The sequence below is a fragment of the Lactococcus garvieae subsp. garvieae genome (genome assembly GCF_029024465.1).
GTDB lineage: Bacteria > Bacillota > Bacilli > Lactobacillales > Streptococcaceae > Lactococcus > Lactococcus garvieae.
In genome coordinates, this window is sequence record NZ_CP118950.1 from 1638685 (window position 1) to 1660968 (window position 22284).

Below are 22284 nucleotides of genomic sequence, written 5' to 3' on the forward strand. Positions count from 1 at the left end.
GCTCTTACGAACCTTTTTTTATTTTTGAGGTTGAATATATGTGGATAAGCTTGCATCACTTGCTGATATCGTACGATAATTTACAACGTTAAGTCCTTTAACATTCATTTCGGAAACAAGAATTGAACCATCCTTATTTACTTTTTCCACAAAAGCAACGTGACCATACTCAGCAGAAGCTCCAGCTACGCCCGGTGGGAAACTTACCGCATAGCCCACTTGTGGAATAGTTGTTGTATAGTAACCTTGTGCGGCGCCGCTTGAACCCCAAACGCCACCATTACCCATGAATTGGCCAATTTTTCCGCCCAGTTGGAAGATACGGTTATACACATATTGTGTACAATTTCCCCAGGCATAGCTTGAGGCTCCTGGGTATTGTTTCCCATCATATTCTGGGAATTTCAAATCACTCGGCATTGCTTCCAATAAGGGGCTTGCAGGAGCATCGAGATTTTTAAACTCCTCTGACAAGTTTTCAATATCGTCATACTGGGTCAAGTTGTATTCTTTAATAATTTGAATAAGCTTAGCGGCATACTCTGGATCTGTAGCAAAGATACCTTGTAATGAACGTGCTGCGTCTTCCACACTGGCACTATTTACCTTCCAGCTTCCAGCATAAATCTTGCTGTTCCAAGTTGTTCCATGCAACATCAAATTAATGTAATCTACAAGGGATTGGTCAAAATTTTCATAGGCACGGTAAGTTCCAGACGAAATTGTTACGGACTGTCCATTAAATGCACCGATAATATTAAATAAATTATGGTAGATTGCTGCGACATTACTATGTCCGTAGCCAGATTCCAGAATAGCTTGCGCAATAATTAAAGAAGCATAGAGATTGTTTTGGCCTGCAAGTTGTGAAATACGAGGGGCAATACTTTTGATAAAATCTTCAGCAGTTGTAGTGTTAATTTTTGTCAATGGTGGTACTGCAATATTTGTTTTATTAAATTTCAAGTCGCCATCTGTACTTGCCTGTTTATAAGTCGTTACCGCATCCTGTGCTGTATAGTTGGCTCCAGAATAGACGGGAGCAACGTAATTATAGTTAGGTGCAGACGGAGCTGGAGCTGGAGTTGGTGCTGGTGTGCTCGGTTTTGGCGTTGATGGCTTTGGCTGAGAAGGTTTTGGTTTCTCTGGCTTCGGTTTCTCTGGATTCACGGGTTTTTCAGGTTCCGTGGGATCTGTTGGATTTGTCGGATCTGTTGGGTCCGTTGGGTCTGTCGGATCTGTCGGATCTGTTGGATCTGTTGGATCTGTTGGGTTTGTTGGATCTGTTGAATCTGTTGAATTTTCTGTTTCACTACTCTCCAACTGCCCATTATCCCCAGCTTCAACCATGTTTTCCTCTGAATTCAGAGCTAGAGTGTCCAAATTCGTCACCGCTTTGATATCTGATGCAGTACTTGTTGCACTATCTGCATGCGCATTTGCACCAAAAGCAGCGACACCTAATACTGCCGCTGCACTTAGAGCGACCTTTGGTAGAGCTTTGCGCTCCTTTACTTTCATATATTTATATTTTTTTCCGCCATTGTTAATTTCATCTCCTCAAATCAATCAAACTTTCTATTTTTTTTATAATCTTTTTTTAATAAATCGATAGGTCACTTTATTCTAACAAAAATTATTATCTAACTCAACCAATATGTGCGATTATTTTACAGTTGTTTCATTTATTTTACAAAGCCCCATTTCTACGGCTAATCTGCTATACTAACATTAAGGACAAAATCATGGAAAAATATATTATTACAAGTGATAAGGTGAAAATTTACTATAAAGTTGAAGGTGAAGGTCCTGCGCTTTTTCTGCTGCACGGCAACTCACAAAATAGTAATATCTTTAAACGACTTATCAAAAGACTAAAGGGTGAATATACTTGTATTTCAATCGATACGCGTGGTCATGGAAAAAGTCTTTTTCGCGGAAAAAAACTTAGTTTTAATCGTTTAATGCAAGATGTACTTGAAGTGATGCAAGCTGAAAATTTGCAAGCCATCAATCTCCTTGGTTTCAGTGATGGCGCAAATATTGCAATGCTTCTAGCCAGCAAGTATCCTGCACGTGTACATCGTTTAATCCTAAACGCTGGCAATTCCACTTATGCTGGACTTTATGGCTTGGTACGCTTCACCGTAAAATCACTCAACTTTTGTGCACAGTTACTGCGTCGACCTTCACCTGCTTTGCAACTTCTTTTGGAAGATGTGCTTCAAAATATGAATGAATTAGAAAATATAACAGCTCCCACACTTGTCATCAATGGCCAGTTTGACGTGGTGAAAACCGCCCATGCTCATGATATTGCAAGGCACATTCCTAATAGTCAGTTTTTTATCATTCCTGGGGGCAGCCATCTAAGTTTCTATTTTCGTCCCACAAATTTTAGTCGGATTGTCCGACATTTTCTAGAGGATACCTGGAAACCTCCTCTTAATAAATCCCTCAATAAAAAAACCACTTGAAGTGGTTTTTTTATTTTTAAAGTCTTTGACCATTAGATGCAATGACCTCCTTGTACCAGTCAAAAGATTTTTTCTTAGAACGTTTTCCTGTCCCTTGGATTTTATCATCCAAATCCACATAAATGAAACCATAACGTTTACTCATTTCACCGGTTGAGGCAGAAACAAGGTCGATACAGCCCCAAGGTGTATAACCCATCACATCAACACCATCTCCGACTGCTTCTTCCATAGCAATAATGTGTCGACGTAAATAGTCAATACGGTAATCATCTTGAATGCTACCGTCAGCTTTGACTTTATCGATAGCTCCTAAGCCATTTTCTACTATAAAGAGGGGAAGCTGATAACGCCCATAAAGATCATTTAAGGCATAGCGTAAGCCATCAGGATCAACGGCCCATCCCCATTCACTTTCTTTCAGAAACGGATTTTTTACACCCCCGAGTACCATATTTCCACTTGCTTCAACCCCTTCTTGGGTTTTGGATTCTACAGTTGACATATAGTAACTAAAACCGATGTAATCGACTGTTCCTTTTTTCAAGGTGTCCAAATCTTCTTTCGTAATCTCTAAGTCTTCTGTTTTAATCCCATATTTCTTATGCAAGCGATGTGTAAAGACAGGATACTCCCCTCGGACTTGCACATCATTACAGAAGTAATTGAATTCTTGAATACTTTGTTGAGCAGCTATCTGATTCACAGGATTGGCATCAAAGGCATAAGTGGTTGAATAAATACTCATACAGCCGATTTGCAAATCTTTGTTCAAGGCATGACCAAATTCTACAGTTAAAGCACTTGCAACAAACTGATTGTGCCAAGCTTGGAAGACATTCTTTTTGTCATTTCCACCATTTGAAGGCACTAAACCTTGACTCAGAGCTGCAAAGAAGGTTGCAGAGTTGATTTCATTGAAAGTCATCCAGTATTTGACTTTGTCCTGATAACGTTCCAACAAAACTTTTGCATAACGAACATAGAATTCAATCAATTCACGATTTTTCCATCCGCCATATTCTTTAGCAAGATGAAGTGGCATTTCATAGTGAGAAATTGTGACTACAGGTTCGATATTGTATTTCAAACATTCATCAATCAGTTGGTCGTAGAATTTCAGACCGGCTTCATTAGGCTCACTTTCGTTCCCCTTCGGAAAGATGCGGGACCAGGCCACAGAAAAGCGATAAGCTTTAAAACCCATCTCCGCGAATAAAGCAATATCTTCTTTAAAATGATGGTAATGATCAATCCCTTTGTGGTTGGGATAAACATACTTGTCTTCATCAATGGTCCAATCAAAGTCTGGTGAATTGAGAATTGCTAAGCGTTCTTTTCCGCCCGGCATCGCATCTGCGACAGAAAGTCCTTTCCCATCCATATCAAAGGCACCTTCCAATTGATTAGCAGCTGTGGCGCCGCCCCATAAAAAATCTTTTTTAAATGTCATTTTATTTCTCCCTTAAAATATTTTCGCCATTTGAGGCAATTACTTCTTTGTACCAGTCGAATGATTTTTTCTTGGAACGTTTTAATGTTCCTTTACCCTCATTGTCCATATCCACATAGATAAAGCCATAACGTTTCCGCATTTCTCCAGTCCCTGCGGAAACCAAATCAATACAGCCCCAAGGTGTATAACCCAGGAGGTCAACCCCTTTATCAACTGCGCGGCTCATCGCCTGGATATGTTTTTGGAAATAATCGATACGATAATCATCATTGATTGTCCCATCTGCTTCAACCTTGTCTTCCATGCCTAATCCGTTTTCGACGACAAAGAGTGGGATTTCATAACGGTCATACAAGTCAGTTAGAGTATACTCCAAACCGGTAGCATCAATCTGCCAACCATATTCACTGGCTTCCAAGTAAGGATTTGCTGCACCACCCATCAAGTTCCCCATCGAAGGCTCTGCCCCTTCTTGAGTCGTTACGCAAAGTGTCATATAGTAACTGAAAGTGTACATATCAACCCTTCCTTCTCGGAGCAGCGCATCATCACCTTTTTCTTTATGAATGTCAATATTTTTATTTTGGAAGTATTTTTCGATGAGCGCAGGATATTTTCCTTTGACTTGAACATCACCGACAAACTTATTCACAAGAAGATCGTATTCTTTGGTTTGCAAGACATCTGCTGGGTTTGGTGTAAGAGGGTACATGGTCAAATGCGCAATCATACAGCCAATCTTAAACTCTGGATTAATCTTGTGGCCCTCAATTACTGCTTTTGCACTGGCAATAAAAGTATGGTGCAAGGCTTGAAATCTTTTATGCTCATCCTCTGGAATCGCATTAAGCGCAAAATCACCATGTGGATGAAGGCCTAAAACCGTAAGTTCCCCGTGGGGCATTGAGCCAAAATTAAGTTCGTTAAAAGTGATCCAATACTTGACTTTATCTTTGTAGCGCTCAAAACATACTTTGGCATAATTCACATAGAAATCAATGGTTTCGCGGCTTAGAAAGCCATCGTATTTTTCCATCAAGCCCAGTGGAATTTCAAAGTGACTGAGTGTAACCAATGGTTCAATGCCATGTTTCAAGCATTCATCAAACACACGATCATAAAAGAGTAAACCTTCTTCATTAGGTTGAGTTTCGTCTCCTTGAGGGAAAATTCGTGACCAGTTTATACTCAGTCTGAATATTTTAAAGCCCATTTCCGCAAACAAAGCAATGTCTTCTTTGTAATGATGATAAAAATCAATCGCCCGATGTGAGGGATAATATATCTCCTCATCAAGCACAGGTGTAAAATGACGTTCCTTGTTTTTTCCACCTACAGTTTTCATATCAGCCACAGACAGTCCTTTACCGCCAACATTATAAGCACCTTCTGCTTGATTGGCCGCGATAGCTCCGCCCCATAAAAAGTCTTTTTTAAAGCTCATCTCCATCTCCTTTTTTATACTGGCTGAACGACCAAGTCATCCGCTGTTTTTACAAGCCCTGTTAATAACTCTTCTGCTTTATGAATAACTGTCTTGTCAGTTATTACAATATCCTCAAAATCACTGCTATTGGTTACAATAATCGGTACTTGTGTACTGAAACCTTCAGCTTCAATAGCTTCCATATCAAACTTCAGCAATAAATCGCCTTTTTGAATCTTTTGACCTTGTGAAACGAAGGATTCAAAATATTTCCCTTCCAGCTGCACTGTATCAATACCGACATGGATAAGGAGCTCTGTTCCTTGATCTGAAATTAAACCTATAGCATGTTTTGTAGGAAAAACGGTCATCACTTGTCCATCAAAAGGTGCGTAAACTTCACCAAGTGTCGGCTCAATTACTGCTCCTTTACCCATAACACCGGCTGAAAAAGCTGCATCATTGGCTTCAGATAATGGAAGGACCTTGCCTTCTAAAGGAGTCGCAATATGTTCTTCACCTGCTTCTTGTGATACACGTTTTTGACTTTTTGTTGCTTCTTTTGGTTGTTCTTCCTCTGAGCTTTCATCTTCAAAACCAAGAATCCATGTCAAAACAAAGCCTGCAATTACACCAATGATTGCTAAAATGATCATCTTAACTGCTCCCGAAATATCACCATCTAAACTGATATTTGTTGTGAAACTAAAGACACCTAAGCCGCCCATTGTGTAACCTTTTATGCCCAATCCCATAGCAAAAGCACCAATAATACCACTTACCACACACGAAGCCCAGAAAGGACGTTTCTTTGGAAGTGTTATCCCGTAGATGGCTGGCTCTGTTACGCCAAACCATCCTGAAATGAATGCAGGAATTGCTAACTCACGTAATCGTTTGTCTTTTGTTTTCAACATCACTGCCCCCACTGCACCAGTCTGAGCAAATGAAGCACCTGATGCTGCAATAAGTAATGCAGTTGGCTCACCTTGCGCTAAAGAAATGATGGCAAAAGGAATGATTGCCCAGTGTAAGCCAAACATAACCAAAATTTGCCATGTAAAACCTAACACCAGTCCAAAGATAATGGGACTGAAACCTTGCAAGGCAATAAGCCCTTTTCCTAAAGCATCAGAAGCAATATTCATGACTGGTCCAATAATTAGGAAACCTAAAGGAATTGCAATCAAAGCTGTAAAGAAAGGTGCTAAGAAAAGTTTCACTACGTCAGGGATAATTTTCTTGAGCTGTTGTTCAAGAAAAGCCGCAAAAGCTGTAATAGCGATAATCGGCATGACGGATGAACCATAACCTGCTGCTGGCACTGAAAATGGTATTCCAAAGAAGTTTAGCCCCCCACTCTCAGCGAAGGTTTTAGTAACTGCTCCATCCACAAATCCAGGGTAAACCAAGGCTGCGGCAATCATCATCCCAACAAAGGGTGACCCGTTGAATTTTTTCATCGCGGTATAGCCGATAAAGATTGGTAAGAACAAGAAAAGTCCATCGCCCATAGAATTAAGGACAGCATAGGTTGAAGATGCTTGGAAACTTGCACCCAGTGCAAAGGACAAAATCGCATTCAATCCTTTAATCATACCTGCTGCTGCCAAAGGTGCTAAAATAGGCTGGAAAATTCCCGAAATCATTTCGACAAACTTATCGAAGATATTTCCTGTGGCTTTTGTCTGAGAAGAATCTGTCTCTAGCTTGCCGATAATATTATCCACATCAGCGCGGACATCAGGAACATGGTTCCCAATAACGACTTGGTATTGTCCACCGGCTTGCATGACCGTGACCACACCATTCATCTTCTTCAGTACTTCTGTATTCGCGATACTTTCGTCTTTTAACTTAAAGCGTAGTCGCGTAATACAATTTGTCAATGAGAGGATATTTTCTTTCCCTCCCACATTTGCTACAATGTCTTTTGCAAGAGCTTCATATTTGCCCATCACAAACCTCCAAATAATATATTTTTTAGAGGTCTCGCCAACTTAATGTCACGATCCATTTGTTACCAAAGTTTAGTTTTATTGGATTTTCTCCAAAATACGTGCCAAATGCACGGTCATATAAATCTGTTCGCTTTCTGAGACTTCATAATCCCTTGTTTGCTTTAAAAATTCGCTCACTTTACGTGTGCCAAGATAAGCATTGGGATATTTGCGCATAATAAGAGCAAAAAGTTCCTTATCGGTTTCTTCTACTCTGGCACTCCCAGCTAAAATTCGCTCCGTAAAGAATTTGAGGTGCGTAATGAAACGTTGGAAGTAAATATCTTGTTCATCAAAGGTGATTTTTAAGGTATACTTTAATGTCGTTAAAATTTCTTCCATAAGCTTAGTCAACTGCATCGCGTACTCATGACCAGTACCAAGTGTACCGTTCACGATATGCATGGTCAGAAATCCTGCTTCGTCTTCTGGCAGTTCTACACCGAATTGTTCTTTTACCTTTTCCAATGCTTTCAGACAGATTTTAAACTCTTCTGGAAAGAAACGTTTAATATCCCAAAGCAGGAAATTCTTTACTGAGATATTTTCTTCGGTCCGCAGAAGTGCTGCATGAAGATGATCCGCAAAAGCAACAAGCGTTGTGTCTGAAACTTCTTTATCAAATTTAACTTTAACCTCAGACAAAGTCACCATCGACAGCTCAATAATAGTACTCGGTATCTCATTTAAAATCTCCGAAAAGCTCTGTATATCCGAGCTGGCTTTTAGGCCAAAAATCTTTTCGATTTTATCAACCTCAACTGCTTGACCTATTTTTTTCTTGAAACCAATACCCAGCCCCATAAGGATGATTTCTTCATTTCTGCTATTAATTGCTATGACCACGTTATTATTTAGGATTTTTCTGATTTCCACAATTTTCCCCTCATTTCACAAAAATAGACCCTATCGCCCCTATGACAAAAATAGAGTACGATAAGGTCTAGCTTAACTTAATAATCACTATCCGTTTTTATGAAACCGCTTTTATATTAGTATACTGTATTATCAAAATCTTGTCAAGGATAAATTTTAAAATAAAAAAAACGGCTAAGCCTAGCCGTTTTTTTTATTTTTTTTGTTGAATCAAAGTTTTGAGTGTATCTGTCAGTATTCCTTCAAATTTTTCGGTATCTTTCGTAATGTCGATGCCTTTTTCTAAAGAAGCTGCTGCACTCCAGCCAATCGCTTCAGTAATTGCTGCAGCTATTGAAGCATTGACCACACTACCTACACCTGGAATCAAAGTAGCCAACGATCTTCCGATGTACGGAATCAATGTCACTCTTATAAAGTTTACAACAAATTTATCACTGAACTTGACGTCATAAATTTTATAAATATTTTTCAGCATCTTTAACTGAATAGGTACTAAAATTAAGGCATCGGCAATAGGTATCGGTAGAGCGCCTACACCTGCAGCAGTAATTGAGGCCCCATGAATGGTTCTATGAACCTTAGAAGCTTTGTCACTGCTTATAGATTTTTTCACCGTTTGAGGTATTTGTCCGTTCATTTCTTTTGAAAGTTCGGTATTCTTACGTTTTTTTATCCCTATCATCTCTCCCCCTCTTTTCTTCACTATTGATGGTTTGAGCGGTATCACTCTAAATAGCAGATTTATCCTGCGAAACAGAGGAGCTTTGCTCTTCTTTAAGTTTAACATTTTCTTTCAAATTTTTGACTCAAACTGCCTTCATTTATTTATATTAAGCAGTTCGCTACTGCTAAAGCTCAAGTGTTAAACTTGAAGTAGATAGCTGTGGATTAGTTCCCAACTCCAATCGCTTGACGATTAGTGAATGGCTCTAGCCACAGCTTTTTGTTCAATTGGTAATTAGTTTGATAACGCTAGACGTTTTATATCTAATATGGCTACAAGACAAAAAGTGCGTGGAGTTATCACTGTGAGCTAAATTTTATCTAGGAGAACTATATGACACTTTATGTTGGAATCGATGTTTCTAAATTCAAACATGATCTCGCAATTCTTGAAGACCAAGGTGAAATCATCACAAAAAACTTACGCTTTGAAAACTCCTCTCAAGGTTTTCAAATTTTAAAAGACCATTTGGAATCTCTCGAAAATCCAATTTCTGAAATCCATATCGCTCTTGAAGACACCGGACATTATGGTGATAACCTCATTGCATTTCTTCAAAAGTTAAGTTACTCTGTATTTACATATAATCCATTGCTTATCAAAGAATTTGTCAAATCACAGACACTCCGTAAATCCAAGACAGATAAAAAGGATGCCCTTGTAATTGCTCGAAAATTACTCAATGACTCTTATTCTGAACGCTTTATCGTCGAACCTCAAATGCGTGAACTCAAAGAATTAACACGATATCAAAACCGCCTCATACATGACCGTTCTAAGGCCAAAACTTTGTATGTTCGTGTATTAGATATTATCTTTCCTGAACTAGCGAAAATCGTGACAAGTCCTCACAATCAATACGTTTATTAGCTTCTCACAAGATATCCCTCAGCTTCAAAGATTAGACATGCACATTTTAATTCGTTGCTCAAAATCAAACGTTTAAAAGCAGATAAAGCTAATCAAATCCAACAAGCTGCTCAAGATACAATCGGAAATCCATCATTCGCTCTACAACTGGAATTGACTCAACTCATCGCAACCATTAGACATCTTACAAGCCAAATTGATGAAATTCAAAACCGAATCAACTCAATTTTATACGAACTCGACTCTCCTATTACTTCAATTGCAGGTATTGGAGAACGCTTAGGTGCTACCATCTTAGCTGAAATTAAGAACATCAATAACTTTAAGAATCCTGCTCAACTTCAAGCCTATGCAGGACTTGAACCTTCCATTTATCAATCTGGAACCTTAGACACTACAGGGCGTATGGTCAAGAGAGGTTCTCCTTATCTTCGTTATGCACTGATGCTCGCAACAACATGTGTATGTCGCTTCTCACCGCATTTCCAAACCTACCTCGCCCTGAAACGAAGTCAAGGTAAGCATTATTACGTAGCCATTTCTCACGCTGCTAAGAAGCTCATTCGAGTAATTTTTCATCTCCTCAAAACTAATCAAACCTTTGATGAAAACAAACTAGCCTAAATAAATCCGCCCTCCCTCCACAAAAAATAATTTTTTAAACTTGCACTCTTGCAAGACTTTTTGTGTGCCTTCAACTATTTGTTAAACCTTTTAGTTTCAAGACACCTTATTCTTGATTTTTAATATAGTTTTTAATTTTTTGATAAGAAAAAAGAAGTTATATCTCATAACTTCTTTTTGGTATTATTTATTTGCTTTCTTAAAGCGGAAGATAGAAACGACTGTAGCCAAAGCTATAAGGATTAGTCCTAAGATGATGCTCATCATCGTCATTCTTTCATTCTCCCCTGTGGCAGGTAAAGCGTGTTGTGTTGTAGATATTGTTCCTTTATTATTGTTTTTATCCTTAGAATCTGATTTCTTCTCAGGTTTTGGTTCAGGGAGCACCGGATTCACTTTATTTTTAGTATACACGTAAGTTACGGTTTGAATTTGTTCTGTGAATTGACCAGTTATATTACCTTGAACCTCTTTGAAAGTGTAACCTTTAATTTTTTTCTTTTCAGTACTATAGCCTTCTCCAACAGTTCCTGATTTCACAATATCTTCTGAGATTTTGTTTCCATCTATGTCTACATATTTAGCAAGAACTATCCCAGTAATATTAGGTATTTCATTCTTAGTATACACATAAGTTACCTTTTGAGCTTTATCAGATAAAGTACCTTTCGCATTAGTAGGAAGCTTGCTTTCGTCTAAAGTATAACCACCAATTGTTAACTTATATACGTCCGTAGTAGCATCATAGGAATCTCCTACATTACCACTGATAGTTTGCGGAGAAACACTAGGAATTGCGTTTCCATCTTCATCTACATAATTTACCGCAACATCTGCGGCTTTGACTGGATTCTTAGTATACACATAAGTTACCGTTTGAGCTTGGTCAGATAAAGTACCTTTGGCATTAGCAGGAAACTTACTTTCATCTAATGTATAACCATCAATAGAAGGTTGATATTGAGAGGTAGTAGTATCATAAGCTTCTCCAAGTTTGCCGGAAATTGTTTGTGGCGCATGTAATTCTTTACCATTCTCGTCCTGATAAATTACTGTAAGGTCTGCGGCTTTGTCAGTAAACGGACTAAAATACAAGGGGCTCCATTCGTATGTACTACTACCGTATCTATATGTATGCTTAACAGCAACAACACCCTTATTATCTGGAATTGCTTCCATAATTGGTTTTACAGAAAAAGTTGTTACAATAGAGGTTTTTTTAGGAATTGTACCCTCCACTAATACATTAAATGCTTTTACTAACTCTAAATTTGCTGGAGCACTGTCAGTAAAGGTTACTCCATCAATAGAGTACTGTATTTTATACAAGTTTGAAGATGAGAGGCTTACAGTAGGTACTGAAGCAAGTTTTCCGTAGTTTGTTAATATAAAGCCATCAATATAGTCATTGACTGTAAAAGAATCTTCAGTGAGTGTTGTTGTTTTAACATTAATATTTTCAGGATTATCTTTATTTACTCTAAGACTCCAGACAAGTTGTCTGTTACCGGAATCATCAATTGGTTCTTGCCGATATGTTGATTGCGCATAAGATGTATTCGCATTTACATAAGCAGAAGCCTGAGCTTGTGCAATAATACTTGGGAATAACAACACTGCACTAATGAAAAGTAATACCGCTATACGGATTTTCTTCATACCTCTAAATAAGCTATAAAATGAAATACGCTTTTCTTGATTTTTAATGTAGTTTTTCATTAATATTCCTTTGCTGATTATTTTAATTTAAAACTTCACTGTCTACTTACAGCTTTTAGAGTGTTGGTAAAATGTTAATTTTCTCGACACACAATGCCACTAAAGGTTGAAATTAAGGCATTTATATTATTATCTAACATCCTAAAATTGATTACTATTAAAAAGTAGTACCTCTACATTTTATCATGAAAGTGTGATATACTTGAGTTACGTTATAGTAACAAACATAAACAAGAGTCAGTAAAATTAACATTTTGTTGACTCTTGTTTTCTCATTGACACATAAAACAAAGCATTGAAAAATTTCTTTTATGTTTTATATTTAACTTTTTAAATAGTTTGTTATTTACTTCCTTCTCCTAATTTCACATAAAAAAAACGCCTGCCATTTCTGACAAGCGTTCTTTTATTCGTATTTATAAAGCTGATTAAGCTTTGTTTGCTCACAATCAAAGATTGTTTCGCAGATCAAGACTTATGCTTTATTTGCTGAATTTAGCATAAAAATTTTTATAGTTCCGCATGTTTCTAAAATTTTTGCTGTTATCACTTTTATTCAAGGTTCTTAAAAATTTTCATATTCTATAAATCTAAATAAATCTATGAAAAGTGTGGCAGATTTATGGCAAGTTTAATTATGTGGCAATAAAATCATTTCACCAAAATCAAGAAAACTAATATCATACTCCACTATAAGCGTCAAGTTTCTTGTTATAAACACTAAATAATATTTAATCTTTCCAATTTCTATGAAAGTGGTTACCAGCGTTATTCTCTACAAAAATTTGTTTAAATAACAACATCATTTGTTCTTTATCTTCAGTAAATGTTTCTGCTTGGAGCTATACTATAAAAGTAGACACAAATATGTGTGTTATAATCTGTCTAAGAAGACACAAAAATGAAAGGACTTTTATGTCAGGCTTTAAACGTTACGACGAGGAATTCAAACAATCTCTCGTCAACCTCTATCAAACAGGTAAAACTCAATCCGAACTCTGTAGAGACTATGGCGTCTCCGTCTCTGCTCTTGCAAAATGGATTAAGCAGTACTCTCAAGTTCGTCTTGAAGATAATACGGTGTTGACTGCCAAACAGATTCAAGAATTACAAAAAAGGAATGCACAACTTGAGGAAGAAAATCTGATCTTAAAAAAAGCGAGTGCCATATTCATGCAAAACTCCAAGTGAGATTAAAAGCAGTCTATAGACTCCGATTTGAACACACGACAGTTATGCTCTGTCGTGTTTTACATGTCAATCGTTCCACCTACTATAACTTCATTAACAAGAAGCCTTCGAAGCGTGAAATAGAAAATCAACGCTTGAGAAAATTACTCCTTGAGATTTATATGAAAGCTAAGAAAAGAATTGGAACGAGAGCTTTTAAAATCATTCTTCTGCGTGATTATGGCGTTAATATTTCTGAAGGCCGTATCTTACGACTTCTCAAGTCTATGACACTCCCTAAAATGTCGACCATTAAACCTCGGGTTAAATCAAAACACTCTCCTGCATTTTCTTCTGATAATCTCCTTAAACAAGAATTTAATCCGAAGTCCCCGAATCAAGTTTGGACAACTGATTTCACTTATATTTCTATAGGACCTAAGCGTCACGTTTATCTCTGCGCCATTCTTGACCTCTACTCTAGAAAATGCATCGCTTGGAAAGTAAGTGATAAGATTGATGCTAAACTTGCTTGTGACACCCTAGAGATGGCTATAAATAAGAGAAAACCTAAGGAACCAATTATTTTTCATTCAGATCAAGGGAGTCAATTTAAATCAGCTTCCTTTAGAAAAATATTAGATGAGCATCAGTTACTTGCTTCTTACTCTAAACCTGGGTATCCTTATGATAATGCCGTAACTGAGGTCTTTTTCAAGTACCTTAAACAAAGAGAAATTAATCGAAGAACTTATCACACCATTCAAGAGGTTCAACTCTCTTGCTTTGAATACATCGAACAATTCTACAACAACTATAATCCTCATTCTGCCAACAATGGTTTAACTCCAAATCAGAAGGAAGAAAAATATTTTAAGAAAATATAGCTCATTTTATGTCCAATTATTTGACATTAGTCCAGCTGATAAATCATCAATAGAATGAGAATTAACATTAAAAAGTTTCAAATATTGTTCATTATCCTTATAAAACTTTGATTGATTTATTGAATTAAATTTCATATAAGTTTCGATGATCCTTCTCATAGAATTAAGCATTGAATTTTTGTGACCACATAGATACAAATCTTTTAGCTCAATCCAAAGTGATTCATAGCTCGTTTTAAAGTCTTCTTTCTCACTTAATATTTGAGTAAAGTTTCTATTCGTAATACGATAAAAATTACATTTATCATATTTTGTTTTCCCCTTTTCATCCTTAAAATATCCTTGAGGTTGAACATTCAAATAAAAATGAATGTTATGTGTGAGAATAACAATAAAATCTTTTTGATGATTAAATTTTTTTACTTCTTTTCCAGAATATAGTTTCTGAAGCTCATTAATAATCAAGTATTGCATCATATCATCATTGGAACTCATCGGATCATCAAAAACAATAATTTTTTTACTTCTAGTATTTTCATCAATTGCTTCTAATCTTTCAATAAAATAAAGAAATGCAATCACATTTTTTTCACCCGTAGAAAGCTCCTTAACACCTCTATATTTTCCATCTTGTTTTATTCGATAATATCCTGAATCTCCGTCACAAAAATCCAATTCCCATTGAACTTTCAGACGTAACTTTTTGTTGATATCCTCTACTGCTTGTTTTTCAGCTATTGGTTTTAATGTAAAAATTTCCCGATTTAATTTTTGAATTTCTTCTTCTAAAACTTTTTTTTTAGCTTCTTCAACTTCATATTCCTTTTTAGATTCATCAAAATTTTTCTGTGCATTCTTTAATTCATTTTCTAATACAGGATATTGAGCCCTCTCTATCAAATTATATATTTCATGATAACGTAACTTATCTCTAGCTTCTTTTTGTTCATTAGCTAAATTGTTTGAATATTCATTATTCTTGGTGACTATCTTGTTGAAATTAGATAAGTCTATATTAGAGCAAATGGAGATTTCTAATTTGGCACTCTCAGAAAAAAGATTTTTCTCTTTTACTTCTAGTGCGTTTAGTAAAATTTCCAAGAATGATTGAACTTCTCGCTTTTGCTCCTCCACTTGTTCAATTTCATAATTCACTTTGCTAATGAACTCTGGATAAAAATCTTTAGAACTTAAATCTATTTCTTTTAATCTTTTTATTTCATTTGAGATTTGGACTTTTCCGTTAGATATCCTACCTCTCAATAATTTCACTTCATCTGCTGAAAAATAACTTTCTAATTCTTCTAGGGTACTGCTTGAAACTTCATTCCCACAGAAAGCACATGTATTCTTTCCATCATGCTGATGTATCTCTAAGCCTTTTTGAGCGAAATTGATTCTTTCTTGTGAACTTAATCTTGCAATTCTTGTTTTCTCTTCAACTTTGCTTTGAATTATCTCGTTAACAGAGATAAGATATCTTTCATAGTTAGAGCTATTAAAATCTATCTTATCAATTATTCTAGATTCAGATTTTAGTAAATCTTTAATTCTTGCTACCTCAATTTCTTGCAACTGATATTTCTTTGACATTTCGTCTTTAAAAGTCTTTTTATTGTATCCTCGTTGATTATCGGTTAGAGCAGGATTTTGATGAAGACTAATATATTTTCCAGATTCATAAAAAAATTTATCAATCTTTTTCTCCTTTTCATCCAGCTGATTTTTATAATTTTTCCTTTTAGTAAAATAATTATCTATATTTTTTCCATCAGGTTCTTCTAAAGAGAAAACTATTCTTTCTTTCTCATCCTCCTTAACAAGTTTAACTTCCTCCAATTCTCTTATTTTTTGCTGGTTCTCCCCTGCGCCTATAGCCAGAGCAAATGCATTCAACTTATCATTTTCTCCTAAAACAGATTCAAACCCTTTAAAGATATGGACATCAAATTCATTACTTTTTTGAATTTCAATTGCATCCGTCAGTGTAGATTTACCCGATCCATTTTTTGCAAATATAAAAGTTTTATTTTTTAGCTCAAGATCATTACCTAAAAATAAAGGCTCATCTGCATCATTAAATTTTATTTTAGTTAAATCAATTTTGGTATCAATCATCTCAATCTCTCACTTTTATTTATTAGTTAATTATAACATTTTATTAAAGCGGATACATTTTTTTATTGTTTCCCATAAACTGGATAAATCTATATTTTAAGAGTTTTTTTGTTCAAAACGTCATTTGTTAAGTCCTGATAGTATTTTTTATTTAGTGAAATCTATTTCAACTGATATCACTTTCATAAAAGTTTTTAACCATTTTGCATCTCTTAATTTTATTTGTAGTAACATTTTAATTTTAAACTGCAAAAAAACTACGACCCCAACTGAAATCATAGTTATTTTGATTATATTTCATTCATGATTTTTTCAACTATTGAATTTCTCCAACTATTTTTAACTAAAACTGGAGATGAATCAATATTTGAGTTTATTTCTGCAAGTATAGCTGTATCTCTCTTGCTAAGTTTCAAAAGATTCATTACTTCCTTAGTAGTAAATGCAAAAATATTTAAACCTGACAAGCATCCATTATTTTGTTGGGTTCCATTTAATTCAATAAACTGCGTTCCTCTAAAAACGTTTAGAACGTTATTATCTAATTCATTGGCAATAAAAATAGACTGGGTAGAAATAGAGCTATTTTCAAGTGCAAAATTGATTGAATGACGAATGACAGGCTCCATTTCACCACGTTTTTGAGTGTTCATGTCCATCAATGTTGCTTCAATTAAAAGTGCATACTCATCCGTTATAATTTCAATATCTCCAGCTCCACCACCTCTATGAGATAACGGCAATTTATTTGCATCTAGAGTAACTTGAAATGAGGTACTTAATTTGAAATTCTTAGTTTCTGAAAGATGATACCAAGCAATCGTCAATATATATTCATAGATTGTCGGAATTGTTGCACTATCCGTCACTAAGCCAAAAACTGATTCATCATCCCTAACTGAAATATTTTCTAAAATATTAATAATCTTTTCTCGTGGAAAATGAGACTCTACAAATTCACGATATTCTTTTTCTCTTTCATCTTCAATGTGTTGAGAAATTACAATTAAATCCGTTGTATTAAATTTTTTACCAATAATATTGAGTAGTTCTATTTCATCCTCAGGAGAAATATTCAAGATTTCTGATAACGTTAAATCTTGAAACCATGAGCTATCCTCATTTTCCTCATATGATTTATATGAACTGCTTCCCGATAATTCAAAAGAATCTCCTAAAATATTCAATAGTGGTTCGAACAGCCACTTACTATTTAAATTGACTAAACCATTATCAAATTGAATGATACCTGTAACTTGAAATGCCCTTCTCCCCATATCAGAATACTCTCTAATTAAATCATCATGCTTTGAAAAAATAAACTCAAGATAAATGTCGTAGCTATCATTGCTTAATAGTGGATTACCGATATTATTTTCAAGGAAAGTAGTTATGGAATCATTTCTTCTAATCGTAAATGGAATTTTCCCTTCACTAAAAGCTTTTTTTATTTTGTCATCTCGGCTAAGTCGCTTTATTGTTTCAAATGAAGACTCACTGTGATTATCAATCAAGTCAATTAACGAAAGAACAAACTTTTTATACAGTAACGATGTATCATTACTATCACGATTATAGAAATACTTAATAAAATTTTCGTCCGTAAAATCTTTATTTTGAAACATTTCTTTGACAGCTTTTAGTTCCTCTTCTGTTCGCAATGTTGTTGAGAAAGTCTCAATATAGTATTCTTCAAAAGTTTTATAGCTTCGATAAACTTCTGAATAATCATCTATTATTTTTTGGATTTCAAAATCGGCTTGACTAGGTTTTACAGATTCAACAATTTTTAAAAAATCATTTTGCGGAATGTTTTCATATCTGGATAAAAATTTAATCGCAAATCTGAAGTTATTAAAATAGTCATCAGTCTTTGAATCATAAATGCGTAACTTTAGATATTGTCTTAGGTAAATTAAATTATCTACATCCAATCCTAGAATTTTTTCAATATTATCAGCAGGTTTAATATTATCTTGCAAATATTTTTTACCAACATCAGTAATTCTTCGTTTAGAGTCTAACAATCCACTCTTTACAATCGCATTTGTTAAAGTTCTCCCTCGTAAACCAACTCTCCCTTTTGAAGGAGGTGTGTAATTTCTAGAACGAGCAAAATCTCGAAATAAGTTTACTCCTTCCTCGCTTTCAATTTTCACAATTTCTTCTAAAAAGTTACAATAAAATTCTTCTTGAGCTAGAGTGTTTCTCTCCCATCTTTCTTGAGATAACATGAACTTCTGAACTTGTTGAAGAATAATTTTATTCACTTCAACAAATTGATTTACACGAATTGAGGTATCGCCCATATTAAAAATACTTGTATTACTATCGAGCCTCATATATTTTCTCCTGACTGTTTATTTAGTATCATTATAACAAAAAAATCAGGAACGCTACATTTCCTGATTAATAGTTTTTTATTAAGACCTCAATAGTCTCTGAATGTTTAGCTTTTGATTGATAATTGCTGTTGTTATAATCAAACTTCAAAGGAATTTTTGAAAATTTTCCATATTTTTTACTCCACTCAACCAACTCGCTATTTATTTTCCCTTTATGTGCTACTACATTAGATAAAGCAAATTTTGCACCAATAGAATCAATCTTATCTAGATAATCAAATAAATCTAAATCATCTTGAGTGGTCCAACCACCTCTTTCATTATAAGCAGCAGTTGTAATTCTATAAGGTGGATCAGCATAAATAAAGTCATCCTTACTGACATCAATAATATTCCGAAAATCTTGATTTCGAAAATCAAAATTATTAGAAGACAAAACTTCTTGAAAAGAAATAAGTTTTGATTTCATCTGTGAATTAAAATCTCTTTTCCCAACTGGTAAATTAAATTGCCCTTTTGAATTAAATCTTACTTGATTATTGAATCCAAACACAATTAATAAATAGAATAAGATATCAATGTCTTCCGAGACTGACATATTATAGTCATCTCGTAAAATTTTATATTTTTCTTTATTAAATGCACTAACATCTCTTTTATCCGTTAATAAATATGGCTCATATCCATATTTTTCCGTATCTGATAATCCATATTTCCTAATGTAAAAATAAATTTTTTCAAGGATATTATCTATGTTTTCTTTACTCAAATAATTCAACAAACTTATGACATGAGGTTCTATATCATTAACTACAATATCTTTACCTATATCATAATTCTCCAATTGATATTCTCTTGCCATATTTACTGATACAACCCCTCCACCAGCAAACAAATCAATAAATCTTTCAAATTTATTTGCTTCTGGAAATAATGGGAAAAGTTGCGGTAATAATCGATATTTTCCACCAGTATAGTTCAAAGCACTTTTAAGAAATGGATTTTTCAAAACATCACCTACTTTACTTTACATAGATATAGTAACTCTTTATGGTTTTTTATTTCAGATTTTCCAGTTGTGAATGGGTTAAAATCTGTTTCAAAAACCTCTACATTTCCTTTAATTTCCAAAGTATCAAAAATCTCTTTGCCTGAAATTTTAGCATTAGATCGAGAATTTCCTTTTTTCTCCATGTTGTTATAAGAAACCAAGATATATTTTGCACTTATATTCGAAATTAAATCACGGAATGCCTCTGGAGCTTTAGATTTTGTATATGCAGAGCCCTTTTCAGAACGATTAACAGCTTTACGAGCTACTCCTTCGACTTCTGGCTTCTTCCACTCAGCAATATTTTCAAGAACATGATAAGCATTCTCATACCCTCTAGAATTATATGGAGTATCTATATACACTAAATCTGCTTCAATTTCTCTTACAAGTTCATTCGCATCCATGTTAAAAATAAAATTTTTTTGATGGCTTTGAGTAATATCTGGAACTCTCAAAACTAAGTTATTATTCGTATCCATCTTTTTACGATAAGCATCAAAATGTCCTACTGTATTCGCTATTTTATCCATTGCATAAATCAATGAGGTAAGTAAAATATCCTTTTCTCTTTGCTTTAAATCCCTATTACCAGCAATAGATTCTCTAATTCCATCTATTTTTTGAGAATTCTTTATACTAAAATATCGATCCCCAAAATTTTCAGTTACATAGCCACTAAAGCCTACTTCCCTATTTAATTCATCAATTATTTTTTCAATTTTATTCATATCAATATTTTCGTTTCCAAACCAAGTATTGTAACTAACAAAATTGCTGTAAAGTAAGTCATTAACAATGATTTTTTTTCCTTGTTTAGAGAATAGGTCAGCAACAACCCCTGTTCCACCAAAAATATCGGCAACTGATTGAACATTTTGGGTTTGCTTAGAAACCACTTCAGAAATAAAATTTAACATCTTTTGCTTACTACCTAAGTAACGTCTATTTTGAATTTCTAATTTTTTATTTGATGATAAAACGTGACGTTGATTCCCTGATTTCAACTCAACTATCTTTTTTACTTGTTCAATATTCTGTTCTAGCCATAAGTAACCCTTATTATCTTTTTTAGGACGCTCAATCTCTCCATGTCGGATATAATTTTGAAGCGATTGGCGAGTTATATTTAGTTCCATTTCAAGTTCTGCTGTGCGCATCATAGGCATCGCTCCTTTTTTACAATGAACTAATTATATCACTTCTATGAAAAAAATTCTATTCGGAAATTCATAAATGTCAATCACAATAAATTAGATAATATCCACTAAAAAAGCTTGTCACAAATTTTGTAACAAGCTTTTTTCTTTAGTTTCATACCAAAACTGTATTTATCATAGCGAAAAAACTATACATGATTTTTTTATTTACGTTCTTATCGTCGTTAATCATTCTCTTTGATATATTTCAATTGGATGCTTACCCTTTCCATCCCAAGTAATAGTCATTCTATCTTTATTTATATCAATTTCATTTGGTAGTACTCCATAATTTTTGTTCATTTCAACACCTGCAGGGATAATTTCAATATTACATATATCATTTTCCAGCTGTAAAACATCGTTTACCTGATAGATCATATTTTCCAATTCCACATCTGATTTTATCTCCTTTGTATCAAACGCTACCTGATTTGTCCATATTTTAAATTTATCAATAGTCAGCTTATTTCTTAGCACCTTATTTTCAGTTTGATACGGTTTCTCTATTCCTGATTCACCTCGCTCGTTATACGCAACCTCTTTCCATCCATCCATTAAACTAGAAAAGTTACCACTCTTGATTGATTCAAAATTAACTTTTGATTTGGTACTAATATCTTTTTTGTTTTCTTTACGTTGAAATATTTGAATATAGTATTTTGAGCCTATTACTATCCTATCCTTGTTATTATCTACGGTAAGTGGCGGAGTCATTCCAAAGTTGGACAATTCAACATTTTTAGGATAAAAAGATGTAGACCAGATATCATTATTAGTGGTACAAGTGATTGATAGATATCCCTGTTTTAATTTATACTCAACTGGAGTATTAATATTTTCAATAGACACCCCTGTCTTCGTCAATGTTTTTGAATCTCCTCTAACAAGATTTTGAATCATATTTTCTGTAACCGTCAGTTTATCAGAGTTGGTCACCGACCATACACTACCTTTTCCATCTTGCTTATTAACAAATATAGCAACTTCTTCCCAATTGTCTTGTATGCTTGAATAGTTCCCAGCTTTAATTTGATTTAGATTCATTTTTGATTGTTTTTCAAATTTTTTCTCATTTGATTTATCGATTTCTTTCTTTGTTGTACTATTTGAAGCTTTGTTTATCTTGCTAAAGGATTTACTTGTAGTAGTATTATCACATCCAGTTACGATTCCCATCGCTAAAAAAACTATCATCCATAATAAAAATTTCTTAAATTTATTCATATTTATCAATCTCCTAATCCAACTATTTTAAGTATATATTTTATTATTATAGAGCTTATTAGTATAAACAATTTATTCTCTATCCACACTCACACTTAAAGTAAATTTATGA

Annotated in this window: 13 protein-coding genes and 2 pseudogenes; 3 read left to right on the forward strand and 12 right to left on the reverse strand. The window is 34.4% G+C overall.

Annotation, left to right across the window (positions count from 1 at the left end):
* Window positions 1-18: 18 nt before the first annotated feature.
* Window positions 19-1521 (reverse strand): glucosaminidase domain-containing protein, encoded by a 1503-nt coding sequence (locus PYW30_RS08215; RefSeq protein ID WP_042219085.1) that lies wholly within the window; start codon window positions 1519-1521, stop codon window positions 19-21.
* Between the two features lie 224 nt (window positions 1522-1745).
* Here PYW30_RS08215 and PYW30_RS08220 point away from each other — a divergent pair, with 224 nt between their 5' ends.
* Complete coding sequence (locus tag PYW30_RS08220; RefSeq protein WP_042219087.1) at window positions 1746-2477, forward strand: alpha/beta fold hydrolase; 732 nt, start codon at window positions 1746-1748, stop codon at window positions 2475-2477.
* Window positions 2478-2493: 16 nt separating this feature from the next.
* Here the strand turns inward: PYW30_RS08220 and PYW30_RS08225 are convergent, their stop codons facing one another.
* The 5 genes from PYW30_RS08225 to PYW30_RS08245 form a co-directional block, all read right to left on the reverse strand.
* Entirely contained in the window at window positions 2494-3930 is a 1437-nt protein-coding gene (locus PYW30_RS08225) for a glycoside hydrolase family 1 protein (RefSeq protein ID WP_042219089.1), read from the reverse strand.
* Window position 3931: 1 nt separating this feature from the next.
* Window positions 3932-5377 carry a glycoside hydrolase family 1 protein gene (locus tag PYW30_RS08230; RefSeq protein WP_042219091.1) on the reverse strand — a complete coding sequence of 482 codons (1446 nt, stop codon included), beginning with the start codon at window positions 5375-5377 and terminating at the stop codon, window positions 3932-3934.
* A 14-nt stretch (window positions 5378-5391) separates the two neighbouring features.
* A complete protein-coding gene (locus PYW30_RS08235; protein ID WP_042219093.1) occupies window positions 5392-7317 on the reverse strand; it encodes a beta-glucoside-specific PTS transporter subunit IIABC in 1926 nt (641 codons plus the stop codon).
* A 78-nt stretch (window positions 7318-7395) separates the two neighbouring features.
* A complete protein-coding gene (gene licT, locus PYW30_RS08240) occupies window positions 7396-8235 on the reverse strand; it encodes a BglG family transcription antiterminator LicT (RefSeq protein WP_023889892.1) in 840 nt (279 codons plus the stop codon).
* A gap of 193 nt (window positions 8236-8428) precedes the next feature.
* Complete coding sequence (locus PYW30_RS08245; RefSeq protein ID WP_003133417.1) at window positions 8429-8920, reverse strand: YcjF family protein; 492 nt, start codon at window positions 8918-8920, stop codon at window positions 8429-8431.
* Between the two features lie 375 nt (window positions 8921-9295).
* Here PYW30_RS08245 and PYW30_RS10735 point away from each other — a divergent pair.
* Window positions 9296-10456 (forward strand): annotated as a pseudogene (locus tag PYW30_RS10735) (IS110 family RNA-guided transposase).
* Between the two features lie 183 nt (window positions 10457-10639).
* On the opposite strand, the gene PYW30_RS08255 reads toward PYW30_RS10735, so the two are convergent.
* Window positions 10640-12175: a MucBP domain-containing protein gene (locus PYW30_RS08255; RefSeq protein WP_042219099.1), complete on the reverse strand. Its 1536-nt coding sequence runs from the start codon at window positions 12173-12175 to the stop codon at window positions 10640-10642.
* A 915-nt stretch (window positions 12176-13090) separates the two neighbouring features.
* Here PYW30_RS08255 and PYW30_RS08260 point away from each other — a divergent pair.
* Window positions 13091-14290: pseudogene (locus PYW30_RS08260) on the forward strand (IS3 family transposase).
* On the opposite strand, the gene PYW30_RS08265 reads toward PYW30_RS08260, so the two are convergent.
* The 5 genes from PYW30_RS08265 to PYW30_RS08285 all read right to left on the reverse strand — a co-directional run bounded on the left by PYW30_RS08265 (window position 14239) and on the right by PYW30_RS08285 (window position 22172).
* The gene (locus PYW30_RS08265) at window positions 14239-16350 is read right to left on the reverse strand and encodes an AAA family ATPase (RefSeq protein ID WP_096822687.1); all 2112 of its coding nucleotides are present in this window, start codon (window positions 16348-16350) and stop codon (window positions 14239-14241) included. The pseudogene PYW30_RS08260 and the gene PYW30_RS08265 overlap by 52 nt on opposite strands.
* A 290-nt stretch (window positions 16351-16640) precedes the next feature.
* On the reverse strand, window positions 16641-18692 hold the full coding sequence (locus PYW30_RS08270) for an AlwI family type II restriction endonuclease (protein ID WP_042219559.1): 2052 nt from the start codon (window positions 18690-18692) through the stop codon (window positions 16641-16643).
* A 67-nt stretch (window positions 18693-18759) separates the two neighbouring features.
* Entirely contained in the window at window positions 18760-19704 is a 945-nt protein-coding gene (locus PYW30_RS08275; RefSeq protein ID WP_042219561.1) for a Dam family site-specific DNA-(adenine-N6)-methyltransferase, read from the reverse strand.
* A gap of 8 nt (window positions 19705-19712) precedes the next feature.
* Window positions 19713-20909, reverse strand: coding sequence for a DNA adenine methylase (locus PYW30_RS08280; protein ID WP_042219563.1), 1197 nt, complete (start codon window positions 20907-20909; stop codon window positions 19713-19715).
* 225 nt (window positions 20910-21134) lie between these two features.
* Window positions 21135-22172: a DUF6287 domain-containing protein gene (locus tag PYW30_RS08285; RefSeq protein ID WP_042219565.1), complete on the reverse strand. Its 1038-nt coding sequence runs from the start codon at window positions 22170-22172 to the stop codon at window positions 21135-21137.
* Window positions 22173-22284: the final 112 nt, after the last annotated feature.